Raw genomic sequence first — 26305 nt, 5'->3', positions numbered from 1 at the left:
TTGCGACGAAAATTAAGCAGCCTATTTTGTCTTGTCAATGGAACATTTGACGCGCGAAATGTTCTATTGGCGCGCAAAGCGTTGAGGCTTCTGCGAAGTGCGTCAGTTGAGTGTTTTCCCCATGGAACAAGCCATCACGCGACTTGTTCTATCGTTGATCCAATCTCGTCCAGCAAACTGTCCGCTCTGATGGATCGAGCGAAACATCGAGCTTGCACGTTACTTACTGCAAGCCAGTTGCTCCCGTCGGTGTTTACGATGTAGAACAATCTTTATTTTCCAATTTGTTCTATTGACCCGACATTACGACACTTCTAGAGTGAACCCCATGGAAACCACACTGCCCCTGCCGAAATATCACCAGATCTACCTGGTGTTGCGTGAGCAACTCCAGGAAGGACGCTTCGACGAAGAAGGCGTGCCCGGTGAACATCTCCTTGCTGAACAGTTTGCGGTCGCGCGCATTACGATCCGCAAGGCAATGGAGATGCTGGTGGCGGACGGGCTGGTCACACGCCGTCCAGGCGTGGGCACGTGGCCGCAGCGCATCGATACGGGAAAAAAGCAGGGCAATGCGAAAGCCACACCGGTTTCGCGCGAGAAAGCGCACCTCACCGGCCTGCTCGAGAACATCGTGAATATGGGGTTGCGCACCACGGTCGAAGTGATAGACAGCACGGAAGTGCTCGCTTCGGACGCCATCGCGGAGGCGCTGCATCTGTCTGTCGGCGATGCCGTCTACAAGAGTATCCGGGTTCGTAGCACGTCGGCGGGACCGGTGTCGTTCATCACGACACACGTGCCGAAAGCCGTCGCCGAAATCAACCGCCGCGACCTCAAGCGCAAGCCCTTGCTGATGCTGCTGGAGGAAGCGGGCGTGCAGCTCGGCGGCGCGACGCAAACCATTTCGGCGCGCCTCGCCGACGCCGTGGTGGCGCGCCATCTCGACGTCGCGGTCGGCTCGGCGTTGCTCGCCGTGACGCGTCTCGTGCGCGACACCGACGAACGGCCGGTGCAATTGCTCCAGGGTCTGTACCGGCCCGATCGCTATCAGTATCAGTTGCAGCTCTCTCGCATTGGCGATATCGACGCCAAGGTCTGGGTCAGCGAGGAACTGTCCGCCACCTTCAACTAACGCAATCTTACGGAGATCGCATGAGTTCGCGTCGCACTTTCCTGCGTCGGTCCACCGCCGCGGCAGCACTGGTTGCAGCACCTTGGGTCGCTCGTGCCGCGAGCGCGAAGAGCATCAAGATCGGCGTGCTGCATCCCGTCACGGGAGCGTTGGCCTATTCGGGGCAGCAATGCCGGCTGGGCGCTTTGCTGGCAATCGAGGACATCAACAACGCAGGGGGCATCAAGTCGCAAGGCGGCGCGCTCGTTGAAGCCGTGGTGGGCGACGCGCAATCGCGGCCCGAGGCGGGCGCCGCCGAGGTCGAGAGGATGAACGAGGCGGGCGTATCGGCAATCGTCGGCGCCTATGCATCGGCGATCTGTCTCGCCACGACCCAGACAGCCGCGAAGTACGGCTTACCGCATGTGGTCGATGTCGGCGTCGCCGATCAGATCGTCGAGCGCGGACTCACGAATACGTTTCGCTTCGGACCCGGCTACCGGATGTGCAGCCAGCGCGCGGTCGACAACCTCAATGCGTTGAATACCGACGCGGGCAAACCGGCCAGAACGGTGATGATCGTGCACGAAGAATCGCTGTTCGGCGCCGGCACGGCTGCGCTGCTCAGCAGCGAGTTGCCCAAGTACGGTTTCGAAATCAAGGAAGTCATCAAGCATCCGAATCCGACACGCGACTTCAACAACATCGTGCTACGCATGCGCGCGGTCAATCCCGACATCGTGATTCCCGCCAACTACTACAACGAATACGCGCTGTTGCTGCGCGCCATGAAACAGCAGAACGTGCGCCCCAAAGCGATTTATTCGGTGTTGGGCGGCGCCGCATCGAGCTACAAGTTTCTGAAGGAGTTTCCGGATATCGCGGACGGCATCATCGATTGCAATCACTGGTTCAATCCGAAGGATGCGCGTGTTGCGCCGTTGCGCAAACGGGTCGAAGCGAAGGGCGCGTACTTCTCATATGAAGTGTTCATGACCTACACCGCGACGATGCTGCTCGCTGACGCGCTGGAGCGCGCGAAATCCGCCGACCGCGCCGCCGTCAATGCGGCGCTCGCCTCGAGCGCTTTCAAGGACCACATGATGCCGTATGGTCCGACGCATTTCGTCAACGGTCAGAACACCGGCGCACAACCGCTTCTTACTCAGGTGGTTGGCAACGATATCAAGGTCGTGCTGCCGCCGGCCTATCGCGAAGTTGCGCCGCAGTTTCCGCTCAAGAGCTGAGGCATTGAATGTTCGATCCGGTGATTCTCCTCTCCGCGCTGCTCAACGGACTGACAACGGGCGCGGTCTATGCGCTCATCGCGCTCGGTCTCACACTGATTTACGGCGTGCTGCACATCATCAACTTCGCGCACGGCGCGGCGTTGATGGTCGCGCTGTATGCGGTCTATCTGCTGAAGGAGCGGCTGGGCATCGATCCTTATCTGGCGCTGCCGCTGGTGACACTCGGCATGTTCGCGTTCGGCTACGCACTGCAGCGCTGCGTGATCAATCGCGCGAGCCACGGCAAGGACGAAAACATTCTGCTGGTCACGCTCGGTCTGTCGATCGTGTTGGAGAATCTGGCGCTCGTGTGGTTCCACTCCGATACGCGCAACATCGAGACGTCTTATACGCTCGCCACGGTCGCTATCGGTCCCGCCATGATCGCGTTGCCAAAGGTCATCGGATTTTTCGGCGCGCTGGTGGTGGCGGCCGCGTTGTTCCTCGTAATCCGCATGACCGATCTGGGCCGCGCGATTCGCGCCGTGTCGCGCGAGAAGCACGGCGCGAAGCTGATGGGTATCGACGTCGACAAGGTCTACGCGCTGTCGTTCGGCATCGGCATGGCATGTGTCGGCGCGGCGGCCTGTTTTCTGTTGCCAACCTATTACGTCAATCCGCAGGTCGGCAACGGCTTCGTGCTGGTTGCGTTTACGATCGTCGTGCTGGGCGGCATGGGCAGCTTCGCAGGTGCACTGATCGGCGGTCTGCTCATCGGCGTGGTCGAGTCGCTCGGCGGCTTGTGGTTCGGCGATTCGCTGGGTCAGATGGGCATCTTCGCGATTTTCATCGTCGTGCTGCTGATGCGTCCGCAAGGGCTGTTCGGAGTGAGGACCTAGGCATGCGCGACGTTCTTTCGATCCTCGTCTTCGGCATCCTCGGGGCCGCGCTTGCAAGCATGCTGCAGTCGGGCGTGTGGCTCACCTTCCTGATGATGTCGCTGTACGCCGTGTTGCTGGCGCAATCATGGAACATCCTCGGCGGCTACGGCGGTCAATTGTCGTTCGGACACGCGTTGTTCTTCGGCGTCGGCGCATACACGCAGGCAATCGCGCAATTGAGTTGGGGCTGGAATCCGTGGCTCGCGTTGCCGCTCGCCATCGCCTTCGGCGTGATCGCCGGGCTGGTGGTCGGCGCGCTCGCGTTTCGCGGCGGCCTCAAAGGTTCGTACTTCGCGCTGGTGACGCTGGCCTTCGCCGAGGTCGCGCGCATTGTCGCGGTGTCGGTGCCGTTCACGGGCGGCGGCGTCGGGCTGATGGTGCCGCTGCATGCGAGCGCCGCGAACCTGCAGTTCGGCACGCGGCGCGGCTATGTGTTCCTGCTGCTGGCATTCGTCATGATGGCGCTCGCCGTCACCGCATGGCTGCGGCATTCGCGCTTCGGCGCCTATCTGCAGGCGGTACGCGACAACGAAAACGCCGCGCGGGCAATCGGCGTCAATCCCGTGCGCGTGAAGCTGGGCGCCATCGCGCTGTCGGCGGCATTCATGAGCGCGGCGGGTGTGTGCTACGTGCAGATGTTCCAGTACATCGACGCCGATATCGCGTTCGGTCCGGCGAAATCGATCGAAGCGCTGGTCGGCGTGATCGTCGGCGGCGTGGGCACGTTGTGGGGACCGGTGCTCGGCGCGGCGCTGCTCTACGTGCTGGGCGAGTTGACCCGCAACCTGTTCGGCGAGTTGCCCGGCATCAGCATGGTGATCTACGGCGTGGTGCTGGTCCTGATCGTGATGTTCCTCCCGCGCGGAATCACGGGCGCGGGTGCGTCGGTGCGGCGCATGACCGGCCGGCCCGCGACGTCGAAGCGCAGCGGCAAGCGCAAGGAGGAAGCCCATGTCTGAAGCGCTGTTACAAGCCCGTGGCCTGTCGATCACGTTCGGCGGCCTGAAGGCCGTGCAGGACGTGAGCCTCGATGTCATGCCGAATACGCTCACGGCGCTCGTCGGCCCGAACGGCGCGGGCAAGACCACGCTGTTCGCGTTGCTGTCGGGTTTTCTGCAGCCCGGCGCGGGCCGCGTGCAGTACCTGGGCCGCGACATTACCGGCATGGCGCCGCACGAGTCCGCGCGGCTCGGTCTGACGCGCACATTCCAGATCGTGCAGCCGTTCGGCGCGCAGACGGTCCGCGAGAACATCGCGGTCGGCGCGCATCTGCATCTGCCTGGACGGCGCGAGGCGCTGGCGGCGGCAGAGGAAGTCGCCGCGCGCGTGAACCTGCACGACCGTCTCGACCAGCCCGCGGCGGACCTGACTGTCGGTGGCCGCAAGCGCCTCGAACTGGCGCGCGCGCTCGCCACCAAGCCGCGTCTGCTGTTGCTGGACGAAGTGCTCGCAGGCCTGAATCCAAGTGAAATCGACGAAATGATCCCGGTAATTCGCGGTCTCGTCGAAAGCGGCGTGACGGTGCTGATGATCGAACACGTCATGCGCGCCGTGATGAGCCTTGCCGAACATGTGTGGGTGCTCGCGCAAGGCCGTCTGATCGCCGGAGGCACGCCGCGCGAGGTGACATCCGATAGCGCCGTGATCGAGGCGTATCTCGGTCACGGCACGGCCGAACGTCTGGCGCGCGAAGGAGGGCAATCATGAGCGCATTGCTCGAAGTGGATGGGCTTCGCACGGGTTACGGCCGAACCGAAGTATTGCGCGGCATCGATCTTCGTGTCGGCGAAGGCGAGATCGTCGTGCTGCTCGGCAGCAATGGCGTCGGCAAGACCACGCTGAACAACACGGTGTGCGGAATCAATGCCGTCTGGCAAGGCGCCGTGCGCTTCGACGGGCACGAGTTGACGGGCCGGCACTATCGCGCCGTCGTGAAGGCCGGGCTGATTCAGGTTCCCGAAGGCCGGCGGATTTTCCCGAATCTGAGCGTGCGCGAAAACCTCGAGCTTGGCGCGTTTTTACGCGGCAAGCCGAATCGCGCCCGCAACCTCGCGCGCATGCTGGAGACCTTTCCACGTCTTGGCGAACGCATCGATCAGCCGGCGGGCACGATGTCGGGCGGCGAGCAGCAGATGCTGGCGATCGGGCGCGGCCTGATGGCCGAGCCGCGCCTGCTGATTCTGGACGAACCGTCGCTCGGTTTGTCGCCGTTGATGGTCGAGGAGATGTTTGCGCTGATCGCGCGCCTGCGAGGCGAAGGACTCGCGATCCTGCTGGTCGAGCAGAACGTCATGCAGTCGCTCGAAACCGGGCAGCGCGGGTATGTGCTGGAGAACGGTCTCGTCCGTTACGCCGGCACGTGCGCGGAATTGATGGCCAGCGACGAGTTGCGTCGCGCGTATCTGGGGATGTAGTCAATGCCAGTAGCACAAACGCTTGCACAAAAACTGATTGCGGCGGCCTGCGGGCGGCCGGAAGTGGAAGTTGGGGAAATCGTCACCTGCAATGTGGATCTCGCCATGTTTCATGATTCGAGCGGTCCACGGCGCCTGAAGCCCATGCTCGAACAACTCGGCGCGTCGTTGTGGGACAAGTCGAAAGTCGTGCTCGTGATCGACCACTATGTACCCGAGACCGACGACGAATCGCGCCGCATCGTGCACATCGCGCGCGACTGGGCGGTGGCGCAGCAGTTGCCGAACGTCTACGACGGCGTCGGCATCTGCCACGTCGTCTTGCCGGAACGCGGCCACCTGCGGCCGGGCATGTTCTGCGTCGGCGGCGACTCGCATTCGCCGACGGGCGGCGCATTCGGCGCGTACATGTTCGGCATCGGCAGCACCGAGATGCTCGGCGTCGCGGTGTCGGGGCAAATCTGGGTCAAGGTGCCGCGCACGTTGCGGATGAACTGGCGGCAGCGCCTCGCGCCGGGCGTCACGGCGAAAGACATGATGCTGCATATGATCGGCCGCTTCGGCATGAATGGCGGCCGCTACCAGGCCGTCGAATTTTGCGGCGAGGCCGTGACGGCGCTGTCGATGCAGGAGCGCATGACGTTGTCGAACATGAGCGCGGAACTCGGTGCTCAAGTAGGCCTGATTGCGGCGGACTCGGTGACCGCCGACTATCTGCGCGCCGTCGGCGTGCAGGACGACATCGACCTCGGCCGCTGGCAAGGCGATCCGCAAGCGCAGGCCGAGACGCACGATTTCGACGCCGCGTGGCTCGCGCCTCAGGTGGCCGCGCCGCACAGTCCGGCGAATACGCGCGACGCCGGCGCATACGGCGATGTGGCCGTCGATGTCGCCTATATTGGCGCTTGCACGGGCGCGAAGCTGGAGGACTTGCGGGCGGCGGCGAGCGTGCTGCGCGGTCATCGCATCGCGAGCGGCGTGCAGCTCGTCGTCGCTCCCGCGAGCGTGCGCGATCGCGAGCAGGCCGCGCGCGAAGGCGTGATGGCCGTGCTGGAAGCGGCGGGCGCCCAACTGCTGGCGACCACGTGCGGCGCGTGCGCCGGTTACGGCGGCTCGATCCCCGAAAACAGCACGGTGATTTCGAGTACCGCGCGCAACTTCAAGGGACGCATGGGCGCGGCGTCGGCGCGGGTTTATCTGGGCTCGCCTTATACCGTCGCGGCGTCTGCGTTGCGCGGGCGTATTACCGATCCGCGCGAGGTGCTGGCATGAGCGAACGTCCGACCAACCCGCCGCAAGTCATGCATGGACAGACGGCCGCTTCGCATCGCGTCTGGCGCGTCGGCGCGGATATCGATACCGATGCGCTCGCGCCCGGCGCGTACATGAAATTCGGTATCGACGAAATCGCGCGGCACTGTCTGGAGATCGCGCGCCCCGACTTCGCGGCGGGCGTGCAGCCGGGCGACGTGCTCGTGGCCGGCCCGAACTTCGGCATCGGCTCGTCGCGCGAACAGGCTGCGGCCGCGCTTGTGCGCCTCGGCGTACGGGCCGTGATCGCGCCGGCATTCAACGGCCTCTATTTCCGCAACGCCTTCAACGTCGGCCTGTTGCTGCTGACGTGCGCCGACGCCGGATCCATCGAAGAAGGCGAGCACATCGCGATCGACCCGCGCGCAGGCCGCATCCGCCGCGCCGATGGCGTCGAACTGACGTGCGAGCCGGTGCCCGCGTTTCTGCTCGACATGGTCGACGCGGGCGGTCTGCTCAACCTGCTCAAGCAGCGTTACCCCACATCCAACGGAGTCATCTCATGCTAGATCCCGTCACGCTGGCGGTCCTCAAAGGGCGGCTGGAACAGATCGCCGACGAAATGGACGCGACGCTCTACCGCAGCGCGTTCAATCCGATCATCGCGGAAGCGCACGACGCCTGTCACGGCATCTACGACGCGCTGTCGGGCGCGACGCTGGTGCAGGGCAAGTCCGGCTTGCCCGTGTTCGTCGGCGCGATGGCGTTCGCGGTGCGGGCGGCGATACGCGTCGCGGGCGAGCGCGGCGGCATGGTCGATGGCGACGTCTGGCTTTTCAACGACCCGTATGAAGGCGGCACGCACGCGAACGACTTCAAGCTGGTGCGGCCCGTGTTTCGCGACGGCAAGCTGTTTTGCTTTCTGGCGTCGGCGGCGCACTGGCACGATGTCGGTGGCGCGGTGCCCGGCAATTACAATCCGGCCGCCACCGAATGCTGGCAGGAAGCCGTGCAGATTCCGCCCGTGCGTATCGTGCGGCGCGGCGAACTCGATGCCGACGTGCTCGCCATCCTGCAGGCCAACACGCGTCTGCCCGACAGCCTGTGGGGCGACCTCAACGGCCAGCTCGCGGCGCTCGAGCTGGGCGCGCGCCGTCTGGACAGCCTGCTCGACGACTACAGCGACGCGACCGTGCTCGAAGCGCTCGCGCTGCTGCGCGAGCGCGCCGTCAAGCTGATGCGCTCGCACGTGGCGGCGCTGCCGGACGGCGACTACGCGTTCGACGACATGCTCGACAACGACGGCGTGCGCGACGAGCCGCTGAAGATTGCGTTGCTTATGCGCGTGGCGGGCGACACGTTGACACTCGACTTCACCGGCACGTCGCCCGCCTGCGCGGGGCCGGTGAACATTTCGCGCGCCACGGCGATCGCCGCGTGCTATGTCGCGCTCAAGCATCTCTTTCCCGACGTGCCGGCCAATGCCGGCGTACTGGACGCCGTGTCGTTCGTGCTGCCGGACGGACTGCTGATCTCGGCGGACCGGCCGCGCCCCGTCGGCGGCTACACCGAAACGATCCTGCGCATGATCGACGTGATCTTCTGCGCGATGGCGCAGGCCGCGCCGGAACTGGCGATGGCCCAGGCATACGGCACCATCAACGCGTTGTCGATCGCCGGGCATCGCAGCGAGGGTGCGCGCAAGGGCCAGCGCTGGGTGATGTTCAGTTTCTTCGGCGGCGGCCATGGCGGCCATTCGCAAGGCGACGGTCTGAGTCACGGCAATGCGCCGATCTCGACGGCGACCATTCCGCCGCTCGAGATTCTCGAAGCGGCGTATCCGGTGCGTTTCACGCAGTGGGCGTTGCGTCCCGACTCGGGCGGCGACGGCACATATCGCGGCGGTCTCGGCGCGATCTACGAAATCGAACTGCTCGAAGTCGAGGCCGAAGCGTTCATTTTCGGCGAACGCGGACGCTCGGCTCCGCAAGGTATCGCGGGCGGCGAAGCGTCCGTGCCCAACGTGTTCCGCTATCAGCATGACGGTGCATGGCATACGCCGCCGATGGCGTCGAAGATGCTCGGCATTCGCCTGAAGCGCGGCGAACGGGTGCGGCTCGAAACGCCAGGCGGCGGCGGTTACGGCACGCCTTCCGGGCGTGACGATGCCGCCCGCAAGCGCGATTCGGCAATGGGTTATGTGACGACAGCTCGGAAGGAGCAACAGGTATGAAGGCGGCTGCACACGGTTCAATCGTCGTCGGTGTCGACGTGGGGGGCACGTTCACCGATCTGTTCGTGCTCGACGAAAAGGCGGGCACGGCGCGCGTCGTCAAGGTGCCGTCCACGCGGGGTGAGGAAGCGCGCGGCTTCATGAACGGCATCGAACGCATCGGCGCACAGGACGACGACGCAGGCGAGCGCGGCGCCGGTGCGATCGCGACGATCGTGCACGGCACCACGGTCGGCACGAACGCCTTGCTCGAACGCAAGGTGGCGCGCACGGGCATCATTACGACGGCAGGCTTTCGCGACGTGCTCGAAATGCGCCGCCGCGACCGGCCGCACACCTGGGGCTTGCGCGGCAGTTTCGAGCCGGTGGTGCCACGCGATCTGCGCCTCGAAGTGAAGGAGCGCGTGCTGGCCGACGGCACGTTGCACACGCCCGTGGACCTCGCGCAGGTGCGGGCCGCCGCGCGCGATCTGCTCGAACGTGGCTGCGAAGCGGTGTGCGTCTTCTTCATCAACGCCTACGCGAATCCGCTCAACGAAGCGCAAGCCGTCGAGGCGGTGCGGGCGATCTGGCCGAACGCGAACGTGACGGCGGCAACCGAGGTGCTGCCCGAAATCCGCGAATTCGAACGATGCTCGACAGCCACGTTGAACGCCGCGTTGCAGCCGGTCGTGGGCAGCTATCTGACGCGTCTGGAAGGCGATCTGAAGGCGCATGGCTTTCGTGGCGAACTGCTGGTCGTGCAGAGCAACGGCGGCATCATGTCGCGCCAGACTGCGTGCGACGTGCCGGTGCGCACGGCGCTGTCGGGTCCGGCTGCGGGCGTGATCGCGTGTGCCGCAATCGGGCGTGCGGCTGGCTATCCGAACCTCGTGACGGGCGACATGGGCGGCACGTCGTTCGATGTGTCGCTGGTGGCGAACGGCGAAGCATCCTTGTCCGCGCAGACTTCGATCGACTTCGGCATGGTGGTGCGCGCGCCGATGATCCAGATCGAGACGATCGGCGCGGGCGGCGGCTCGATCGCGTCGGTCGATGCGGGCGGCCTGCTGCAGGTCGGTCCCGAATCGGCGGGCAGCGTGCCGGGGCCGGCCTGTTACGGACGCGGCAATCTGCGCCCGACGGTGACCGATGCCAACGTGCTGCTCGGACGCATCGCGGCGGATCGTCCTTTGGGCGGAGGCCTGCTGGCACGGATGGACGTCGGCAAGGCGCGTGAGGCGATCAGCGAGCACGTCGCCGCGCCGCTCGGGCTGAATGTCCATGCGGCGGCCGAGGCGATCCTGACGGTCGCCAATGCCAAGATGGCGGGCGCGATCCGGCTGGTGTCGATCGAACGCGGCCACGATCCACGCGAGTTCGCGTACATGCCGTTCGGCGGCGGCGGCGCGTTGCACGTCTGCGCGATGATGCGCGAAGTCGGCACCACGACGGGCATCGTGCCGCGTTTTCCCGGCGTGACGTCGGCAATCGGCTGCGTGATCGCCGACATGCGGCACGACGCGGTGCAGACGCTCAATCGCGCGCTCGCCGATCTCGATGTCGAAGACTTGCGTGCGCGCGTCGCCAGCATGGCCGACGCGTGCCAGCAGCGGCTCGACTCCGCCGGTGTCGCGTTCGACGCGGTGCGCGAGAGCGTCGAACTCGACATGCTCTACGTCGGGCAAAGCCATACGGTGCGCGTGGAAGTGCCGCGCGATGCGCTGCAACGCGCCGCAATCGGCGCGGCCTTCGAAGCGGCGTATCGCGCGGCCTATGGGCGCGCGCTCGACGGCATCGCGGTGCGCATCCTGAACCTGCGTTATGCGCGTATCGGTGTGCGGCCCAAGTTCGATCTGGCGGTGCTCGCGCCGAAAGCCACGGCGATGCCGTCATCGCTCGGTACGCAAGCCGTTTTCCACGCGGGCAAATGGTGGGACGCAACGCGCTTTGCACGCCTCGATCTGCCGGTGGATGCAACGGTCGACGGTCCCGCGATTCTCGAGCAGGGGGATACGACGATCTGGCTCGAACCCGGATTCAGCGGGCGCGTCGATGCGCTCGGCAATCTGTTGATCACGCGCGAGCCCGACTAAGGAGCCGCCCATGACGACCGACACGACGCTGGACGCGCGTCATACCGCACTCATCATCGTCGATCTGCAGAACGACTTCGTGAGTGATGGCGGTGCATACGATCGCGGCGGCGCGGCTTCGGATGCCGCGCGCGCGTTACCGCCGCGCATTGCGCCCGTGGCGCGCACGTTGAAGCAGCGAGGCGGTTTTGTCGCGGCCAGCCAGTTTACGTTGTGGCCGGATGCCCACGGCGAGCCGATGATTTCACCGCATCTGAAGCAACTGCGTCCATTTTTGCGCCGCGGGGATTTTGTCGCCGGCTCGCACGGTCATGCGACGGTTTCCGCACTTCAAAGTCTCATCGACGTGTCGGTCTGGAAGGTTGCCTATTCGGCCTTCTTTAACACGCAGCTCGACTGGGTGCTGCGCCGCGCGCGTATCGACACCGTGGCGATTTGCGGCATCGTTACCAACGGCGGCGTGGCGAGCACCGCGCGCGACGCGCACATGCGCGACTATCGCGTGCTGGTGCTGGGCGATGGCTGCGCGGCATCGACGCAAGCCGCGCATGATACGGCGCTCGCCGATCTGCGCACGATCTGCGAATTGACGACCTGCGACGCTTTCGCGGATCGCCTCGCAATATAAGCGCCACGTTTGCGCGTGCGTGCTCGCGCGCGATCGGCCTTTTGCCTTTTTGAATTGCAGGAGAAAAAAAACCATGGCGACCGAAATCAAACCGCTGAAGACACTTCTCGCACAAGGCGCTTTGCTCGCGCCTGGCGTCTTCGATGCGTTGAGCGCGCTGGTCGCGCAACAGGCTGGCTTCGAAGGGTTGTATCTGTCCGGGGCGTCGATTGCGTACACGCGGCTAGGGCGTTCCGATGTCGGCTTGACGACGTTTCCCGAAGTCGAAGATACGCTCGCGCGCATTACCGAGCGCGTCACGTTGCCTGTGATCGTCGATGCCGATACGGGCTTCGGCAACGCGCTGAACGTCAAGCGTACGGTGCGCGGCTTCGAGCGCGCCGGCGCTGCGATGATCCAGCTCGAGGATCAGACATTCCCCAAGCGTTGCGGGCATCTCGATGGCAAATCGGTGATTCCCGCCAGCGAAATGTGCGGCAAACTGCGGGCGGCCGTCGATGCGAGAGTGAGCGCCAATACGCTGATTCTCGCGCGCACGGACGCAGCGGCTGTCGAAGGGCTGGACGCTGCGCTCGAACGTGCCGAGCGTTATCTGGAGGCGGGCGCGGACGCGTTGTTCATTGAAGCGTTGCGCTCACTCGACCAGATGGAAGCTGTGTGTGAGCGCTTCGCCGGCCGCGTGCCGCTGCTTGCGAATATGGTCGAGGGCGGCAAGACGCCGATACAGAATGCACAGACGCTCACGCAACTTGGCTTTCGTATCGTGATCTTTCCTGGCGGCACGGCGCGCGCGGTGACGCATACGTTACAGGGCTATTATGGCTGCCTGCATGCACACGGGACGACCGCGCCGTGGCGGGACCGGATGCTCGATTTCGATGGCATCAATGAGGTCATTGGTACTCCGGCCCTGATGGCGGAGTCGGAGTTGTACAAGTAGCCGCTTTTGCGCATCGCCGAAGTCATTGCGATTGTTTTAACGAGTCTGGCAAGGTTGGCGTCGGCGATTGGTAGCTTGTGCGCGGTGAGCCGCGTCAGACCGCGTTTTCGCGCTCCATGCGCTGGTCGTCAGCCCCGCGCTGCGGCGTCTGCTGTGCTTTCAGATAGCGTGCGACCTCAGGGTTAGTCACGAAGCTCGCGGCGGAGGAGGCCGCGAGAATATCCCTGGCCTCTTGCGGTTTCGCGATCGCGAAGCCCTGCACGTAGTCGACGCCCAGTTCCTTCAGCGCGCGCAAGGTCTCCAGGTCTTCGACCCATTCGGCGATGCTGCGCATGCCGAGATTGCGTGCGAGAGTAATGATCGCCTCGACGATCGCGATGTCGGCCGGATGGTTGCACATCGTGCGCACGAACTCGCCGTCGATCTTCAGTGCATCGGCCGACAGCTTCTTCAGGTAACGCAACGACGTCTGACCCGCGCCGAAATCGTCGATTGCGATCTTTGCGCCCATGTCGTGCACGCGCCCGATAAAGCGATCCGTATGCTCGAGATCGTGCAGCGCGACGCTTTCGGTGATTTCGATGCACAGGTAATGGACGACGTCCTCGTGACGCGAGAATAGCGTGAACAGTTCGTCGAGGAAGTGTTCGTCGTTGAGCGAACCACCGCTCAGGTTCACGCACACAAAACAAGTGTTGGGGAGCGACGCGCGGTTCTCTCTGAGCCATGCGAGCGTCGTCGAGAGCACCCAGCGGTCGATCGCGATGATGGTGCCGGAGTCCTCGGCGGCGGCGATCAGCTTCGCGGCGGTCGCCACCGAGCCGTCCGGCATGCGCAGGCGCAGCAGCACCTCGAAGTCGAGCGCTTCCGTGGGCGCGCGCATCGACATGATCGGTTGCATCACGAGGAACAACCCCTCGGGCAGCCGGCTCTGGCCCAGCGCCTCGATCAGACTGATTTCGGCGGCGCGCTCCTCGAACGCCGGCGCGCCCTTGCGTAGCGCGACGAGCCGTGCATTGCCGCCGCGTTTCGCGGCGCGACACGCGCGGTCGGCATAGGCGAGGGCGTCCAGCACCCGTTCACCTTGCGAGCACTCGACCACGCCGATCGATCCCCTGACCTGGAACGCTCGCGTGTCGACAAGAAAGGGTGCGGAGTTCAACGCCAGCACGAGTTCGCGGCAGCGCGCGATTGCATCGTCGATAGCCATGTCCGTGAGCACACACACGAATTCGTCACCACCGATGCGCCCGATCGGGACGTGGGAGCCGAGACGCTCGACCAGGCGCGCGGCGACATGCCGTAATATTTCGTCGCCGGTCCCGTGGCCGAACAGGTCGTTGAACAGTTTGAACCGGTCGAGATCGAGATACGCGAGTGCCCACGGGCCGGTTTCGCCGCGTTGCCGGTCAATTGCATGCTCGATGCCGCGACGGTTCAGGAGACCGGTGAGGGGATCGTGCTCGGCTAAAAAGTGCAGCCGCTCCACGGCTTTCGAGCGGTCCGTCACGTCCTCGAGCGAGCCTTCGATGAAGCCTTTCGCGCGAATCGCCCGCAGTGAGTAACGCCGCGCGTCGGTCTTCGTGCCGGCTGCGCCCTCGATTTCGATCGACGCCGAGTCGTCGCGCGCGAGGAGTTCGGAAAGAACGCGCTCGGCGCCCGGGGCGAAATAGTCGGCCCAGCGATGCGTGCCGTCGTGCTGTTGAGGCAGGCCCAGCATCGAGTGCAGCGCCGGATTGGCGCGGACGAAGGCGCTTTCCCCGTTCAGCGTGAAGAGGCCGATCGGCGTGACGTCATACGTGTTGCGCAGCTCGACTTGCATTTGCCGGCGGCGCTCGCGCTCTTCGCGCATACGTTCCGCAATAGCGAACGCACAAAGCATGCTCGACGACAGCGCCGTCACGACGGGGCTCAGCGCGCCCGCCAGCGCTTTCACACCGAGGGCGGCGGCGAGCACTTGCGACAGCGTCGCGAACAGCACGATGGCCATTGACGCGACATACCAGAGCACGGTGCGCGAGCGCGCCTTGATGAACAACTGTACGAGGAAGTAGGTCAGCACCAGGATGCAGAAGCTGGCGCATGCCCACAGCACCGGAATGAAGTGCGCGTAATTCAGGGTGAATGCAGCGACCATCAGCAGGCAGCCGCCATATCGCACGGCGTGCAGGCTCCAGCGCAGGCCGATTGCTTTCAGCTCGCGGCGAAACAGCTCCACGAAGAGCGTCGTGGTTAGCACGTAATAGGCAGCGAAGGTGAATTGCCGCAAAAGCGCGATATGGTCGGGTGGGATGAGCCGGCCCATCCATTCCGTATCGAAGCCCATTGCGTTGGCGCTCAACCGGAGGTTGCCGACGAGCCAGGCGGCAAAGATCACGTAAGTCCATTCGCGATTGATGATTGCCGTAACAAACACGAAGATCGCGAGCGTCACGAGGCCGCCGGTGATCAGCGATGCGCCCTGTTGGAAATCGAGGGTTGATACCTCGAGCTTGTCAGGGCTCGATGCGGAAGCGGTGATATACGCGGGTCCGGAGAAGGTGCCTCGGCACAGGATTGGCGCATTGGGGGCGTGCTCGTCGAGCCTGAGCGCAAAGCCGGCCTTGTTGAATTGCATCGCGCCGCTCGTGTCGTGGCGGTCGCCCGAGCCGAGTAGCGTCAAGACGGGGCCCGTCCGCCAGCAGGATAGCGTCTGGGCGTGCCGCGACGGCAGGTCGATGAACGTGGTGGCGCCACTGGCCAGCGCAGGCGCCGTGAGCATGAACCAGAATGGCGTTTCCGCGAGATGGGTACTGAAACGTGCGGTAGGCGCGGTATCGCGCAGGCGGGCGATGGCGATGGCGGGTGACAGTGTCGCCGACGGATCCGCAATCACAGGAAAGCTGAGCGTGACCGTTCCCGTCGTATCGAATTGGCGCGGCGCCCAGAGCATGACTGCGACGCTGCCAAGCACGATCACAAATGGCGCTACGTATACTGAGAACCGCTGGAAAGCCCAGCCGGTCAGTCGGTCCCGAAGCGCCCACTTAATGCGTGTCATTTGCTGCCCTTCCCCAATGACTTCTTTCTCGATTTCATTGCGATGCTGCGATCCTGCGGTAGTCAGCGGCGAAAGCACGACCGTGCTGACGCCACCGACCTCTTGTCCACCCGAATGGCTTCGGGCGGACATCATGCTTTACGCCTCGCTCAGCGACAGCAGACGGCCTGAGGCGCTGCTCGGCAGGCCGTCGCACTCAGTGCGGAGGTCGGCTTCACCTTGCTTTGATGCGACGCTGACGTCGATGTCGACGTGATCCGTTTCAAAAAAGAATCCGAGGAACGGATGGTTGACCTTCGCCCAGCGCTGACGGACTAAAGCAACCGGTTTCGCCATCACTCGATGCGGCAACCCGCCAACGTGCGCCATTGGCAGGAATTCGTTCTGGCCGTATACGTCGCCGAACAGCATCGCTTCGTATTCCCGATCGAGCGGTGAACGCGCTGTAATCAACATCCAGTCGATCCCGTTTTGCGCGCAATACATGAAATATGCCTTGCACAGCGCCACCTTCACCATCCGACCGATCGCACCGCGCGCAACGCCGAGTCGCGTCGCCTCGGCGAGGCGCGCTTCGCCCAGCCAGTCCGGCAAGCGGACCGATTGTTCGACGGCAAGCGGTCCGAATGCGTTCGTCTGGACCCGCATGGTGCCGAGCGGGCCGCCATCCAGCCGCGACTGCGCGAGCAGCACGGCCGTGCCGGGCGCGCCATCCAACGCCTCGACGCCCATGGTCTCGGCGAATTCCGGCAAGTGGCGCTGATAGGCGGCGCGGCGCATCTCGACGGCCTTGTCGAGGTCCGCCAGGTTACTTACCACCTTAATCGTAAACGGCAACCTTTCCGTTTTCTTTACGGTGCTCGGATTAAAGCGCTCTCCGAGCGACGTATAACCCGTATTTTGCGACAAAACGACTGAATCGATGCGGTCCATTTTCAACCCCGTAGATAAATGAGAAAAATGTCTGTCGCTTTCGAAGCGGCAGAGTCGCTCCCAAGCGACAAACTAGATTCTCATGAACGCAAACGCGGTGATATGCATAGCCGGGAAAATCCGGAGAGCGGGGGTTGAAAAGAGGGTTTTGGGAATCCGAAAAAATTTCGCGCCGGAGATTTCGAATCGCCTTTCTGACTGTGGCGGCGAGCGTAAATCCGCGTTTGAGGGAAGATTGGATCGATATTGCGCGGACGCCCGGTGCAAAACGCGAAAGTGGTGGCTCGGCGCACGCCGGTAACTGCGGCAGGCGCCGAACTTCCGGGTTCGGCCGAATCACGGGCCAGTTAAGACGGCAGCAGGAATGACCGTTGAACTTTGGAAGCGGCCCGTGGGGTGAAGCCGGGCCGAACGGCAGACGTGGAGCGAACCCGCCTCGCGGTCTAGTGGGAGCGTCCGCTTAGTTCCTGTAGCGGCTGACCGCAAAATCGTCGGATTCGATGGCCGGCGTTGTGCCCGACATCAAATCCGCCAGCAGTTGTCCCGAACCGCAAGACATGGTCCAGCCCAGCGTGCCGTGGCCGGTATTCAGCCATAGGCCCTGGATCGCGGTCGGGCCGATAATCGGCGTGCCGTCTGGGGTCATCGGCCGCAGGCCAGTCCAGAAGCTGGCTTGCGTCACGTCGCCTGCATGCGGGAACAGGTCGGTGACAACATATTCGAGCGTCTCGCGCCGGGTGCCGTGCAGTTCCTTGTCGAAGCCCACCAGATTAGCCATGCCCCCCACGCGAATTCGATCCTCGAAGCGGGTGATCGCGACTTTGTAGGTTTCGTCGAGGATGGTCGAGACCGGTGCCTGCGCAGCGTTGCTAATTGGCACAGTGATTGAATAGCCCTTGACGGGATAGACCGGAATGCTAACCAGGTCGCGCAGCAGTGCAGTGGAATAGCTGCCGAGTGCCACAACACACGCGTCTGCCGTCAATGTTTCGCCGTTGGAACGCACACCCTTTAGCGCGCCGCCCTCGACGATCAGGCCGTCGATGCTGCGCTTGAACAGGAACTGCACGTGGCGTGCTTGCGCCATCTCGGCCAGTTTGGTGGTGAACACATGACAGTCGCCGGTTTCATCGCCTGGCAAACGCAGGCCTCCGACCAGTTTATTCTTTGAGCCTTCTAGCGCCGGTTCGGCGCGAGCCAGTTCGTCGCGCGACAGCAACTCATAAGACACGCCCATTTCCTTCAGAACGTCGATGTCCTTGGCGGTGCCTTCCATTTGTTTTTGCGTGCGAAAGACTTGCAGCGTGCCCTGCTGGCGGCCTTCGTAGGTGATATGGGTATCGTTGCGCAGCGCCATGAAGCAGTCGCGACTATATTCGGCGAGCCGCACCATGCGTGCCTTGTTGACGGCATAACGCTTCTTTGTACAGTTAGCCAGCATCTGTGTCAGCCATTGCACCTGAAACAGGGTGCCGTCCGGCTGGAGTGACAGGGGCGGATGCTTCTGCAGCAGCCATTTGACGGCCTTGGCGGGGACGCCCGGCCCGGCCCACGGCGACGCGTAGCCCGGTGAAATCTGGCCGGCGTTGCCGAAGCTTGTTTCGAGCGCAACAGCGGGTTGGCGATCGAGGACCACCACCTCGTGACCGGCACGCGCCAGATACCAGGCGCTCGTGACACCGACCACGCCTGCTCCAAGAATCAAGACTCGCATCAACGCCTCCTTGACGAACGACTGTTCATTTCTGATTCTGGTGCAGATGCAAAGTATGACTGATGCGCCGTTGTTGCATAGTTCGGCGTTCCCCTGTGTTCCGCGCACTGGGTGACAGGGAGGAGATCGGACAGTGGCACGGGACTCAGAGCGTGATCTCTGCTCCGGTGCCTGGAATGTCCCACCATCCAGCTCAATCGCCAGTTCCTCAGTCGCGAGCGTCCACCACCTAAGCCGTGCGGACGAACAAAGCTCGGACCTTGCTCCAGAAATCCCCGCCGAGCACGAAGAAGCTCGCTACCAGCAGAAGATCACCGAGCGCCTGAAGCTGCCAGATGTTCGGCCTTAGACCTGGCCAGATCGTGTCAATATAGGGCTCAAGCATCGCCGAGACGAGTGGCAGGCAGAACATCACCAGCCCGATGGCGTGGCGGATGGGGCCGACAGTTTTGCTGGGTGCCAGACGCTTTGCATGGCCGAACACCATCGACTTGAGCTGTTGAAAGCCGGGCTTGCCCATCACCGCGATACAGGTGATCAGCAGTACCTTGTTGGCGACGAAAATCGCGCCGGTGAGTGCCGCGATGCGCGCGCCCGATGCTCCCATGGAGCCCGCCAGCGGAAGGATTAGCCACAACGCGAAGGCCAGGACGAAGATGCCGATCCCGAGCTTGAAACGCCATCCGCCCGTGGCGGGGACTTCGGCTTTGATGTCTGACGTGGTCATGACACTATCTCCTGTTTTGGACGACTAAATCGCCACAGATTGCCGCGGCGCGCGGCGTGGTTGATCGAGAAGCTGCAACACCAGGCAGGCATATAGGGAGACGGCGATAAAGAGCCCCATGCGCACCGCGAAAGCCGTGTAGACATCTTTGCCCAAGACACTGTCCTGCACCGACTGGCCTAGCAAAATGATCAGGGTAACGAACGTGTTCAGCCAGAAGCTGGGCGGGTATCGCGTGGAACTGAGGGCATACAGCTTGCGTGCCAGCAACAGGCCGAACAGCAGCATCCACAGGAAGAACATCCAGAGATGCACAAACAGACTGAGTGCGAACCAGAACAGGATGGCGAGTACCCCACCGAGTAGAGTCGAGCCGAGCAGTTCGCGAGCGGCACCACGAGCCGTAGTCGTACAACTCTGGCGACCAAGGCTGACCGCCTTCATGATGATCGGTATGTAACCGGCCGGATCGGTTAGCGTCAGCAGGAAAGCAGGCATGACCACCACGGTAGCGCGCAGCGCCAGCCAACTGGCTTTGTTGTCCGGCACCACCGGTGAGGCAGGCGGTACCGGTGCACCGGCTGGTTCGGGGAAAATCCAGTGACTGATGGTGTGCATCAGCACCGCGAGAAGCAGTCCTTTTACCAGCGCGCCGATCACCACGACAGCCAGCGCGAAACTGGCGGTACCGGCCGCCGAAATCATGGTCAAGCCGACCGCGAGGAAGAGCGTGACCAGATTGTTGCCGCCGCGCAGTCCACGGCGGAAGCTCAGGAAGAGACACAGGCCAACTAGCAGCACCCCGCTGGATGGGTAGTAGCGCAGCAAAGGGGTGAGCAGCAACCCGCTGCTGGTTGTCAACATGGCCACTAGCGCCAGGCCCACCCCGGCCTTGGGCGATAGAGGCTGGTTGCGCATGGCAAGGAGAAACACGCAGAGCACCGGGGCGATCATCGGGACCGGCACGTCCAGACCGAAGCTGGTCGCGAGGCACAGGGCGGTGCCGCTCGCAAGGCGCAGCGCACGTCGGCCGCGGAGGGCGCGCTGAGCGAGCGCGGCGCTGTCAGTAGACATACGAAAGCCAGCTCATCAAATGCAGGAACAGACGCCCTAATGGATTGAGCGGATTGCCCTGAGTGGGGAATGCCATGACTTCGGCCTGCCCGCCAACGCGGACGCCGTGCAAACTGGACAACTCGCCCTGAGTGAACTCGACGATCACCGGGAACCGTTGGGCGGGGCGCAACCAGTCGCGGCTGTTCTGCACGGTGGGCAGGCCACCCGGTGGGGCGCTAGGACCGACGCTGACGCCGTAACCGACGCTGCGCACGCGGCCTTCGAATACCTGGCCTGGCAGTGCGTCCAATGCGATGGCAACCGGAGTGCCAGGCTCGACGTGGCCGAGGTTGTTCTCCGTCATTTCCGCGCTGATCCACATATCGTGGATGGTGATCAGCGTCATCACCGGATTACCGGCCGCGGCAAACTGGCCGGCATCGGTGCGCAGATCGGTGATCAGGCCGGCCGAACGTGCCCGCACCTGAGTATTGGCGAGGTCCAGTTCGGCCTTTTCCAAAGCGGTAGCGGCACTACGCAGTTTGGCGTTGTCTTCCTCGCTGCCGCCTTCCTGTTCGCGCGCGCGTTGTACCTCGGCCCGGGCCGCGGCGACTTGACTCGTGGCCTGTTCGAGGCTGGCGCGCGCCAGCTCGAGGCGCCGCTGTGAAATGGTGCCCTGGTCTTCGCGGTACAGGCGTTCGAGACGTTCGCTATCCTGGCGTGCCTTGAGTTCGCCGGCCTGGGCGGCACGCAATGACGCCCGCGCCGAATCGATTCCCGCTGTACTGGCGCCGATCTGCCGGCGCATTGAGTCAAGGTCGGCGCGGGCGCGATCAACGGCAATCCTGTAGTGCTCCGGATCGACCTCAAAGAGGACTGCCCCAGCCTTCACATCCTGATTGTTTCGCACATATACCCGGGTCACCCGTCCCGACACTTCCGATGCGACCGGGACGACGAAGGCTTGCACCCGCGCTTGCTGCGTATACGGGGTGAGCCGGTCGGCCAACAGGTACCAGAGCAGGCTCAGGCCGATCAGCACGACGACCAGTTTGACCCCCTTCCTCGACGGATCGGCAGCGGGCGCTGGCGCGCTCGGCGCAGGGGCTGCAGGCGGTTGCTGAGTGTCGCTCATCGGAACTTACCTCTGCGCAGGGAGGCTGGTGTCGGCGGACGGACGGCTCGGCTCATCCAGCAGATCACCCCAATCGGTGCGCTTCTGCATCTGATGACGGTTGGCCGGATCAACCAGCGGTTGTTCGCTGTACCAGCCGCCGCCAAGAGCCTTGTAAAGGGCGATCAGATCGCTCACGGCGTTGCTGCGGTTGACCAGGTAAGCGTCCTGTTGTGTGGACAGCGCGCGCTGGGCATCCAGTACGCGCTGAAAGTCCGAATAGCCTTCACGGTAGAGTGCGTTGGCCAGCGTCAGTGAGCGCCTGGCGGCCAGTGCCGCATCGTGGAGGATCACGTCGCGCTCCAGTGCCTTGATCAGGCTGCTGGCGGCATCGTCGGCCTCGCGAGCCGCCTGGCGCACGTCGTCCTGGTAGGTAACGATCAGTTGTTGCAGGCGGGCATCCTGTACGCGCACGTTGTTCTTGATGGCGCCATGGTCGAACACATTCCAGCGCAGGCTGGGGCCGCCGATCAGCGTCAGGCCGTTGGGGATGCCTTCGAGGGAGCCGGCTGACCAGACGATGCTGCCCAACAGGGTCACTGACGGATAGAGATCCGCTTCGGCGACGCCGATGAGCGCCGATTGTGCGGCAATCTGCCGCTCGGCGGCGCGTATGTCCGGGCGCCGCAGCAGCAGGTTGGCGGGCACCTCTTGCAGCACCGCGCGATCGATCAGCGGGATGACTCCTTCGCTTTCCGCCAGTTCCGGCAAAGGGCTGGGCGGACGGCCGATCAGGACGGCCAGGGCATTGCGGGTACGCATTATCTGGCTTTCGAATTCAGGGATGCTGCTCAGTGTGCCCAGATACTGTGTCTTGGCTTGCTGGAAATCGAGTTCGTCAGTCTCGCCGCTCTTGAACAGCCGCTCGGTGATCTCATAGCTGCGCTTTTGCAGCCGGGCGTTGTCGCGGGCGATGCGCAGGCGCGCCTCGGCAGTGCGTAGGGCGAAATAGGTCTCCGCCATCTGGGCGTGCAGGAGCACGAGCACATCCTCATAGTTGGCTTTGGCGGCGAACCACGCGGCATCGGCCGATTCGATGGCGCGGCTGAAGCGCCCCCAGAAATCCAGCTCCCAACCGACGTCGAAGCCCGCGCTGTATTGCCAGAAGCTTTTGCTCTGCGGGTTCTGTCCGCCAGATTCCCTACGATCCCGGTACAGAACCTCGCCGCTGGCCACCTGCGCTTGCGGGTAGCGCCCACTCTGGGCGATCCCCAGTTGGGCACGGGCCTCCATGACTCGCAGGCCCGCAATCTGCACACCTGCGTTGTGAGCATCGGCTTCGGCAATCAGATGTTCGAGGGTTGGGTCCGCGAACACTTGCCACCACTGACGGGCGTCGGGTTGTAGACGGACTTCGCTAGCCTGCTCGAGAGCCGGGGTGCTCCAGTGTTCGACCCAGGCGTCGTGCCGTGGCTCGAAGTTCGGCCCCACACGCACGCAGCCGCTGAGGCAGAGTGCGCCGATCAGCAGTAACCGGTTTGAACGTGTTAGGGGCAACATGTGGCATCCTGCGCGACCAAACGAAGTCGACCGTAGACAATGCATTGCTGCCAAATCGCTCCGGTCTGCTGTTCGTTGAAGCCCACGGCGAGTATGTCGTCGGCCGAGACCACGTCGGTCGCACCTTTCCCTACCCGCCGGCTCTAGCAATTTGACTCACGCATCCGTTACCACCACGCTCGGCCCCATTCCTACTGACCATCCGTCACCGAACAGGCCATCGCGGCGAGCAAGAACGGACCGGAGAGGATCAGCCGGAAATCCCTGGTCATGGCGTACTCCGTCCAGACACTGCATCCAGAGGTGGGACCCGTGCCTGATTCAAGTTTTTTCTGAGTCACATCAATAGTGCTGGTTGTGTACTGCTCGGGACAATTGGACCTTGGTCCCATAGCTCTCCCATGGCTATTCGATCAAGCTATGGTTGCGGCGTGATCATCGGGACCGTTCGCCCATTTTGAAGAGAGTTCAGATTGCCCCGTTTTGCGGAGACGGGCGGCGCTGCACCATGCAGCGCAAGACGCACGGTAGGGGGTTGGTAGAGAAAGGAGATCGGATGTCACCATTTCTCAAAATCTGCTGGTTGACCTCATTGAGCGCTTTAGTCGCCATGTGGAGTGCGCACGCGGCGGCACGCTCTCCGGCCGATTGTGCCGCGGAGGCGGACTACGCCGCCCGGAACAGCGCGCCCGGTGGCGAGGTAGCGCGCGGCGCGGTACGAGGTGCTGCATTCGGCGCCATTGTGGGCGGAAATGCTGGCCGTGGCGCCGCTGTGGGGGGCGTTGTTAGTGGCGCGCGCAAGGCAAGGACCAAAGATAACGCTTACCGACAAACTTACGACAATTGCATGCGCGGTGGCCGTTCCGGATACTGAACAGAGGGCCTTCAATAGACCGAATGATTGGAGAACAGCATGAAGAAAATATCTCGCATCGTGATGGCCTGCGTGATCGCTGCCTCTTCCTTGATGTTGGCCTCGGTTGCGGCGGCTCAGGAAAAGGGAGGTGCCGCCGGATCCAAGGGGACTATTACGGATATGAACAGCTATCGTTGCAAGGACATCATGCGCATGTCCGGAGACGACGACCGCGGGATCCCTATCGCCCTTATGCATGGATATTTTCTGGGCAAGAAGGGTGCAACCAGCTTCGATCCCGATGTGCTGGCCAAAGTGACGGATGACTTTACGGACTACTGCCTTGATCACCCGGACGTAAAGGCCCTCGAGGCGTTTGCCAAAGTCTACAAGTAGCCTGCTCTGGGGATAGACTGCAGCGGAACTGCAGCTTGCTGTACCGACTCCGGAGATCGCGATGGGTAAGGGAAGGGAGTTTTGCACACCGCTTCCGGAGCAAGTGCGGTAGATCTGTGTTCAGGAGGGAGGCTTAGCGTGCCGCCGTGCGTGACTGACGCAAGGCCGCATGAGGGAGATAGGGCGAATTGAAGGTTTCCCGAAAGTAGTCGAGAAAGACACGCATACCGGGCGTGATCTTCCTGTCGCGTGTATAGGCAATACCACCCGCCATTGAAGGTACCGCGTTCCCCAGTGTGATTGTCTCGATACGTTTGCCTTCGAGCGACCATGGCCGGTACACCATGTCAGACAGGATGGCGACACCGCTGCCATTGGCAACCATGCTGCGCACTGCCTCGACCGAGGACGTCTGCAAGATCACGTGTGGCAGATAGTCGGTCTTGCTCCAGTAGCGCATGGCCGTGTCGGCGGCTTCGTCGACGGTCAGCATGATGAATGGCTCTTTGGCGACGTCAGCAAACGTCACAGAGCGCTTTTCAAGCAATGGGTGGTGCGACGCGACCCAGAGACGTCGCGTGGACGCGAAGATGCGCTCGACCGCGAGGCTCGAACTTGCGACATTGTCGGCAAGCAGGACGGCCACGTCATATCTGTCGGCGATGAGTCCCTCTTCCATTTCATCGCGACTGACTTCGTGCAACTGGATTGACAGTTGTGGATAAAGCGTTGCGATCCGTTGCAGGTGGTAGGGCAGAAAATAACCAAGGAGCGTGTAACTGGCCGCTACACGCACATTGCTTTCAACCGTGCTCTCCTCGCTCGATTCCCTAAGTGCCTCGTCGACGCTGGCGAGAATGGTGTAGCTGTGTTCGAGAAAGCGCCGGCCGGCATCGGTCAGATCGACACCCTGTGGACCACGCTGCAGCAGTTGCCGGCCGACGGTCTGCTCAAGGTCGCGAATTGCAATGGTCACGGCTGATTGACTGATATTCAGCTCCATCGCAGCGCGCGATAGTTGGCCGAGTTCTGCGGCGGCAACGAAGTACCGCAACTGACGAAGTGTGATGGACATGGTTTTTACGAAGCCTGGAATCGCGTGAATCCCGCTCGAAGGCCCAGGATGGCGCTGATGAGGACGGAGACTACACGCCGTTTGCCCACCTGGGTATGAAAAAAATATATACGGAGACATATAAAGAAACAACTTTTTCGAATCCTGTGCGGCGACTATCGTTGTCCCTGTGGGGTGCGGTGAAGCCCCGATGACATGGGAGACAAAAAGTGCGTCGCAATTCTGTGGACCTGAATTCGGATATGGGCGAGGGGTTTGGCGTCTGGTCGATCGGCGACGGCGTGGATGAAGCGATCATGCCGCAGATCAGTTCGGCGAACATCGCCGCAGGTTTTCATGCCGGCGATCCCTGCACGATCGCGCGTACTGTAGCGATGGCGCGAGATTTCGGCGTTGCGATCGGCGTCCATCCCGGCTATCGCGATCTCGTTGGATTTGGCCGTCGTGCGATCCATGCCTCAGCGGAAGAACTGGTCAACGACGTCATCTATCAGTGCGGCGCGTTGCGCGAATTTGCGAGGTTGCAGGGGCTGGACCTGAGTCACGTCAAGCTCCATGGAGCGCTTTATATGCACGCTGCCGTCGACGAGGCATTCGCTACAGGACTCGTGCGCGCCGTTCGTAAGCTCGACGCCAGTCTGCCGATCTACTGCATGGCGGGTAGCGTCATCGAGCGGGTGGCCAGGACTTCTGGACACCCCGTGGTGCGCGAGTTCTATGCGGACCGTGACTACGACAAATCAGGATCGATTGTGTTTTCGCGGCGAGCTCGCCCGCTTGAGCCACGCGAGATAGCGCACAAGGTCTTGCGAGCGTGTATCGAAGGGCGTGTTGTTACGACTGACGGGCGTGACATCGCCATCGAATTCGAGTCTGTTTGCGTGCACAGCGATACGCCTCATGCCGTCCTGATACTGACGGCTGTACGCGAGATATTGGCGCAGCATGGCATAGCGATTCAACGCGCTGTGCCCCGCATGAACTGACATTGCACAAACAACCGTATTCA

The 26305-nt window shown here is 63.0% G+C and carries 22 protein-coding genes; 14 read left to right on the top strand and 8 right to left on the bottom strand.

Annotated features, from left to right (window positions below; translation table 11 throughout):
- The first annotated feature begins 328 nt into the window (after nucleotides 1–328).
- The 12 genes from PQR42_RS06120 to PQR42_RS06065 all read left to right on the top strand — a co-directional run bounded on the left by PQR42_RS06120 (nucleotide 329) and on the right by PQR42_RS06065 (nucleotide 12825).
- Nucleotides 329–1135, top strand: coding sequence for a GntR family transcriptional regulator (locus tag PQR42_RS06120; protein WP_408383576.1), 807 nt, complete (start codon nucleotides 329–331; stop codon nucleotides 1133–1135).
- Nucleotides 1136–1155: 20 nt separating this feature from the next.
- The gene (locus PQR42_RS06115; RefSeq protein WP_408383578.1) at nucleotides 1156–2361 is read left to right on the top strand and encodes an ABC transporter substrate-binding protein; all 1206 of its coding nucleotides are present in this window, start codon (nucleotides 1156–1158) and stop codon (nucleotides 2359–2361) included.
- Nucleotides 2362–2369: 8 nt separating this feature from the next.
- Entirely contained in the window at nucleotides 2370–3242 is an 873-nt protein-coding gene (locus PQR42_RS06110) for a branched-chain amino acid ABC transporter permease (RefSeq protein WP_408204724.1), read from the top strand.
- 2 nt (nucleotides 3243–3244) lie between these two features.
- Entirely contained in the window at nucleotides 3245–4243 is a 999-nt protein-coding gene (locus tag PQR42_RS06105; protein ID WP_408383580.1) for a branched-chain amino acid ABC transporter permease, read from the top strand.
- Nucleotides 4236–4991, top strand: coding sequence for an ABC transporter ATP-binding protein (locus PQR42_RS06100; RefSeq protein ID WP_408383582.1), 756 nt, complete (start codon nucleotides 4236–4238; stop codon nucleotides 4989–4991). Before PQR42_RS06105 ends, PQR42_RS06100 begins: the two co-directional genes overlap by 8 nt.
- On the top strand, nucleotides 4988–5698 hold the full coding sequence (locus tag PQR42_RS06095) for an ABC transporter ATP-binding protein (RefSeq protein WP_408383584.1): 711 nt from the start codon (nucleotides 4988–4990) through the stop codon (nucleotides 5696–5698). Before PQR42_RS06100 ends, PQR42_RS06095 begins: the two co-directional genes overlap by 4 nt.
- A gap of 3 nt (nucleotides 5699–5701) precedes the next feature.
- Nucleotides 5702–6970 carry a 3-isopropylmalate dehydratase large subunit gene (locus PQR42_RS06090; protein WP_408383586.1) on the top strand — a complete coding sequence of 423 codons (1269 nt, stop codon included), beginning with the start codon at nucleotides 5702–5704 and terminating at the stop codon, nucleotides 6968–6970.
- A complete protein-coding gene (locus PQR42_RS06085; RefSeq protein WP_408204729.1) occupies nucleotides 6967–7518 on the top strand; it encodes a LeuD/DmdB family oxidoreductase small subunit in 552 nt (183 codons plus the stop codon). The genes PQR42_RS06090 and PQR42_RS06085 overlap by 4 nt, the downstream gene beginning before the upstream one ends.
- The gene (locus PQR42_RS06080) at nucleotides 7512–9182 is read left to right on the top strand and encodes a hydantoinase B/oxoprolinase family protein (protein WP_408383588.1); all 1671 of its coding nucleotides are present in this window, start codon (nucleotides 7512–7514) and stop codon (nucleotides 9180–9182) included. Before PQR42_RS06085 ends, PQR42_RS06080 begins: the two co-directional genes overlap by 7 nt.
- A complete protein-coding gene (locus PQR42_RS06075; protein WP_408383590.1) occupies nucleotides 9179–11257 on the top strand; it encodes a hydantoinase/oxoprolinase family protein in 2079 nt (692 codons plus the stop codon). The genes PQR42_RS06080 and PQR42_RS06075 overlap by 4 nt, the downstream gene beginning before the upstream one ends.
- A gap of 10 nt (nucleotides 11258–11267) precedes the next feature.
- A complete protein-coding gene (locus tag PQR42_RS06070) occupies nucleotides 11268–11885 on the top strand; it encodes a cysteine hydrolase family protein (protein ID WP_408383592.1) in 618 nt (205 codons plus the stop codon).
- A 73-nt stretch (nucleotides 11886–11958) separates the two neighbouring features.
- Complete coding sequence (locus tag PQR42_RS06065) at nucleotides 11959–12825, top strand: isocitrate lyase/PEP mutase family protein (RefSeq protein WP_408383594.1); 867 nt, start codon at nucleotides 11959–11961, stop codon at nucleotides 12823–12825.
- A 94-nt stretch (nucleotides 12826–12919) separates the two neighbouring features.
- On the opposite strand, the gene PQR42_RS06060 is transcribed toward PQR42_RS06065, so the two are convergent.
- The 7 genes from PQR42_RS06060 to PQR42_RS06030 form a co-directional block, all read right to left on the bottom strand.
- Complete coding sequence (locus PQR42_RS06060; RefSeq protein WP_408383685.1) at nucleotides 12920–15865, bottom strand: putative bifunctional diguanylate cyclase/phosphodiesterase; 2946 nt, start codon at nucleotides 15863–15865, stop codon at nucleotides 12920–12922.
- A gap of 138 nt (nucleotides 15866–16003) precedes the next feature.
- On the bottom strand, nucleotides 16004–16684 hold the full coding sequence (locus PQR42_RS06055; protein WP_408383596.1) for an N-acyl amino acid synthase FeeM domain-containing protein: 681 nt from the start codon (nucleotides 16682–16684) through the stop codon (nucleotides 16004–16006).
- 574 nt (nucleotides 16685–17258) lie between these two features.
- Entirely contained in the window at nucleotides 17259–18512 is a 1254-nt protein-coding gene (locus tag PQR42_RS06050) for a D-amino acid dehydrogenase (protein ID WP_408383687.1), read from the bottom strand.
- A 229-nt stretch (nucleotides 18513–18741) separates the two neighbouring features.
- A complete protein-coding gene (locus PQR42_RS06045; RefSeq protein ID WP_408383598.1) occupies nucleotides 18742–19239 on the bottom strand; it encodes a transporter suffix domain-containing protein in 498 nt (165 codons plus the stop codon).
- Between the two features lie 24 nt (nucleotides 19240–19263).
- Nucleotides 19264–20313, bottom strand: a complete 1050-nt coding sequence (locus PQR42_RS06040; protein ID WP_408383600.1) for a DUF2955 domain-containing protein — start codon at nucleotides 20311–20313, stop codon at nucleotides 19264–19266.
- Nucleotides 20303–21430 carry an HlyD family secretion protein gene (locus PQR42_RS06035; RefSeq protein WP_408383602.1) on the bottom strand — a complete coding sequence of 376 codons (1128 nt, stop codon included), beginning with the start codon at nucleotides 21428–21430 and terminating at the stop codon, nucleotides 20303–20305. The genes PQR42_RS06040 and PQR42_RS06035 overlap by 11 nt, the downstream gene beginning before the upstream one ends.
- A gap of 6 nt (nucleotides 21431–21436) precedes the next feature.
- Nucleotides 21437–22969: an efflux transporter outer membrane subunit gene (locus tag PQR42_RS06030; RefSeq protein WP_408383604.1), complete on the bottom strand. Its 1533-nt coding sequence runs from the start codon at nucleotides 22967–22969 to the stop codon at nucleotides 21437–21439.
- Between the two features lie 913 nt (nucleotides 22970–23882).
- Here PQR42_RS06030 and PQR42_RS06025 point away from each other — a divergent pair.
- Complete coding sequence (locus PQR42_RS06025) at nucleotides 23883–24221, top strand: HdeA/HdeB family chaperone (RefSeq protein ID WP_408204740.1); 339 nt, start codon at nucleotides 23883–23885, stop codon at nucleotides 24219–24221.
- 133 nt (nucleotides 24222–24354) lie between these two features.
- On the opposite strand, the gene PQR42_RS06020 is transcribed toward PQR42_RS06025, so the two are convergent.
- Nucleotides 24355–25296, bottom strand: a complete 942-nt coding sequence (locus PQR42_RS06020) for a LysR family transcriptional regulator (protein ID WP_408383689.1) — start codon at nucleotides 25294–25296, stop codon at nucleotides 24355–24357.
- Nucleotides 25297–25505: 209 nt separating this feature from the next.
- Between PQR42_RS06020 and PQR42_RS06015 the strand changes: the two genes are divergently transcribed.
- Nucleotides 25506–26282: a 5-oxoprolinase subunit PxpA gene (locus tag PQR42_RS06015; protein ID WP_408383606.1), complete on the top strand. Its 777-nt coding sequence runs from the start codon at nucleotides 25506–25508 to the stop codon at nucleotides 26280–26282.
- Nucleotides 26283–26305: the final 23 nt, after the last annotated feature.

The sequence above is a fragment of the Paraburkholderia sediminicola genome, assembly GCF_046027355.1.
Classification (GTDB): domain Bacteria; phylum Pseudomonadota; class Gammaproteobacteria; order Burkholderiales; family Burkholderiaceae; genus Paraburkholderia; species Paraburkholderia sediminicola_B.
Note: the sequence above shows the minus strand (reverse complement) of the source record. Positions and strands in the feature narration are given on the sequence as shown.

Bases quoted from the DNA above. Each gene is read 5' to 3' on its own strand.
- PQR42_RS06115 (WP_408383578.1), top strand. From the start codon at position 1,156: ATGAGTTCGCGTCGCACTTTCCTGCGTCGGTCCACCGCCGCGGCAGCA.
- PQR42_RS06020 (WP_408383689.1), bottom strand. From the start codon at position 25,296: ATGTCCATCACACTTCGTCAGTTGCGGTACTTCGTTGCCGCCGCAGAA.
- PQR42_RS06085 (WP_408204729.1), top strand. From the start codon at position 6,967: ATGAGCGAACGTCCGACCAACCCGCCGCAAGTCATGCATGGACAGACG.
- PQR42_RS06095 (WP_408383584.1), top strand. From the start codon at position 4,988: ATGAGCGCATTGCTCGAAGTGGATGGGCTTCGCACGGGTTACGGCCGA.
- PQR42_RS06100 (WP_408383582.1), top strand. From the start codon at position 4,236: ATGTCTGAAGCGCTGTTACAAGCCCGTGGCCTGTCGATCACGTTCGGC.
- PQR42_RS06090 (WP_408383586.1), top strand. From the start codon at position 5,702: ATGCCAGTAGCACAAACGCTTGCACAAAAACTGATTGCGGCGGCCTGC.
- PQR42_RS06075 (WP_408383590.1), top strand. From the start codon at position 9,179: ATGAAGGCGGCTGCACACGGTTCAATCGTCGTCGGTGTCGACGTGGGG.
- PQR42_RS06025 (WP_408204740.1), top strand. From the start codon at position 23,883: ATGAAGAAAATATCTCGCATCGTGATGGCCTGCGTGATCGCTGCCTCT.
- PQR42_RS06040 (WP_408383600.1), bottom strand. From the start codon at position 20,313: ATGTCTACTGACAGCGCCGCGCTCGCTCAGCGCGCCCTCCGCGGCCGA.
- PQR42_RS06110 (WP_408204724.1), top strand. From the start codon at position 2,370: ATGTTCGATCCGGTGATTCTCCTCTCCGCGCTGCTCAACGGACTGACA.
- PQR42_RS06070 (WP_408383592.1), top strand. From the start codon at position 11,268: ATGACGACCGACACGACGCTGGACGCGCGTCATACCGCACTCATCATC.
- PQR42_RS06065 (WP_408383594.1), top strand. From the start codon at position 11,959: ATGGCGACCGAAATCAAACCGCTGAAGACACTTCTCGCACAAGGCGCT.
- PQR42_RS06035 (WP_408383602.1), bottom strand. From the start codon at position 21,430: ATGAGCGACACTCAGCAACCGCCTGCAGCCCCTGCGCCGAGCGCGCCA.
- PQR42_RS06120 (WP_408383576.1), top strand. From the start codon at position 329: ATGGAAACCACACTGCCCCTGCCGAAATATCACCAGATCTACCTGGTG.
- PQR42_RS06060 (WP_408383685.1), bottom strand. From the start codon at position 15,865: ATGACACGCATTAAGTGGGCGCTTCGGGACCGACTGACCGGCTGGGCT.
- PQR42_RS06045 (WP_408383598.1), bottom strand. From the start codon at position 19,239: ATGACCACGTCAGACATCAAAGCCGAAGTCCCCGCCACGGGCGGATGG.
- PQR42_RS06080 (WP_408383588.1), top strand. From the start codon at position 7,512: ATGCTAGATCCCGTCACGCTGGCGGTCCTCAAAGGGCGGCTGGAACAG.
- PQR42_RS06050 (WP_408383687.1), bottom strand. From the start codon at position 18,512: ATGCGAGTCTTGATTCTTGGAGCAGGCGTGGTCGGTGTCACGAGCGCC.
- PQR42_RS06030 (WP_408383604.1), bottom strand. From the start codon at position 22,969: ATGTTGCCCCTAACACGTTCAAACCGGTTACTGCTGATCGGCGCACTC.
- PQR42_RS06105 (WP_408383580.1), top strand. From the start codon at position 3,245: ATGCGCGACGTTCTTTCGATCCTCGTCTTCGGCATCCTCGGGGCCGCG.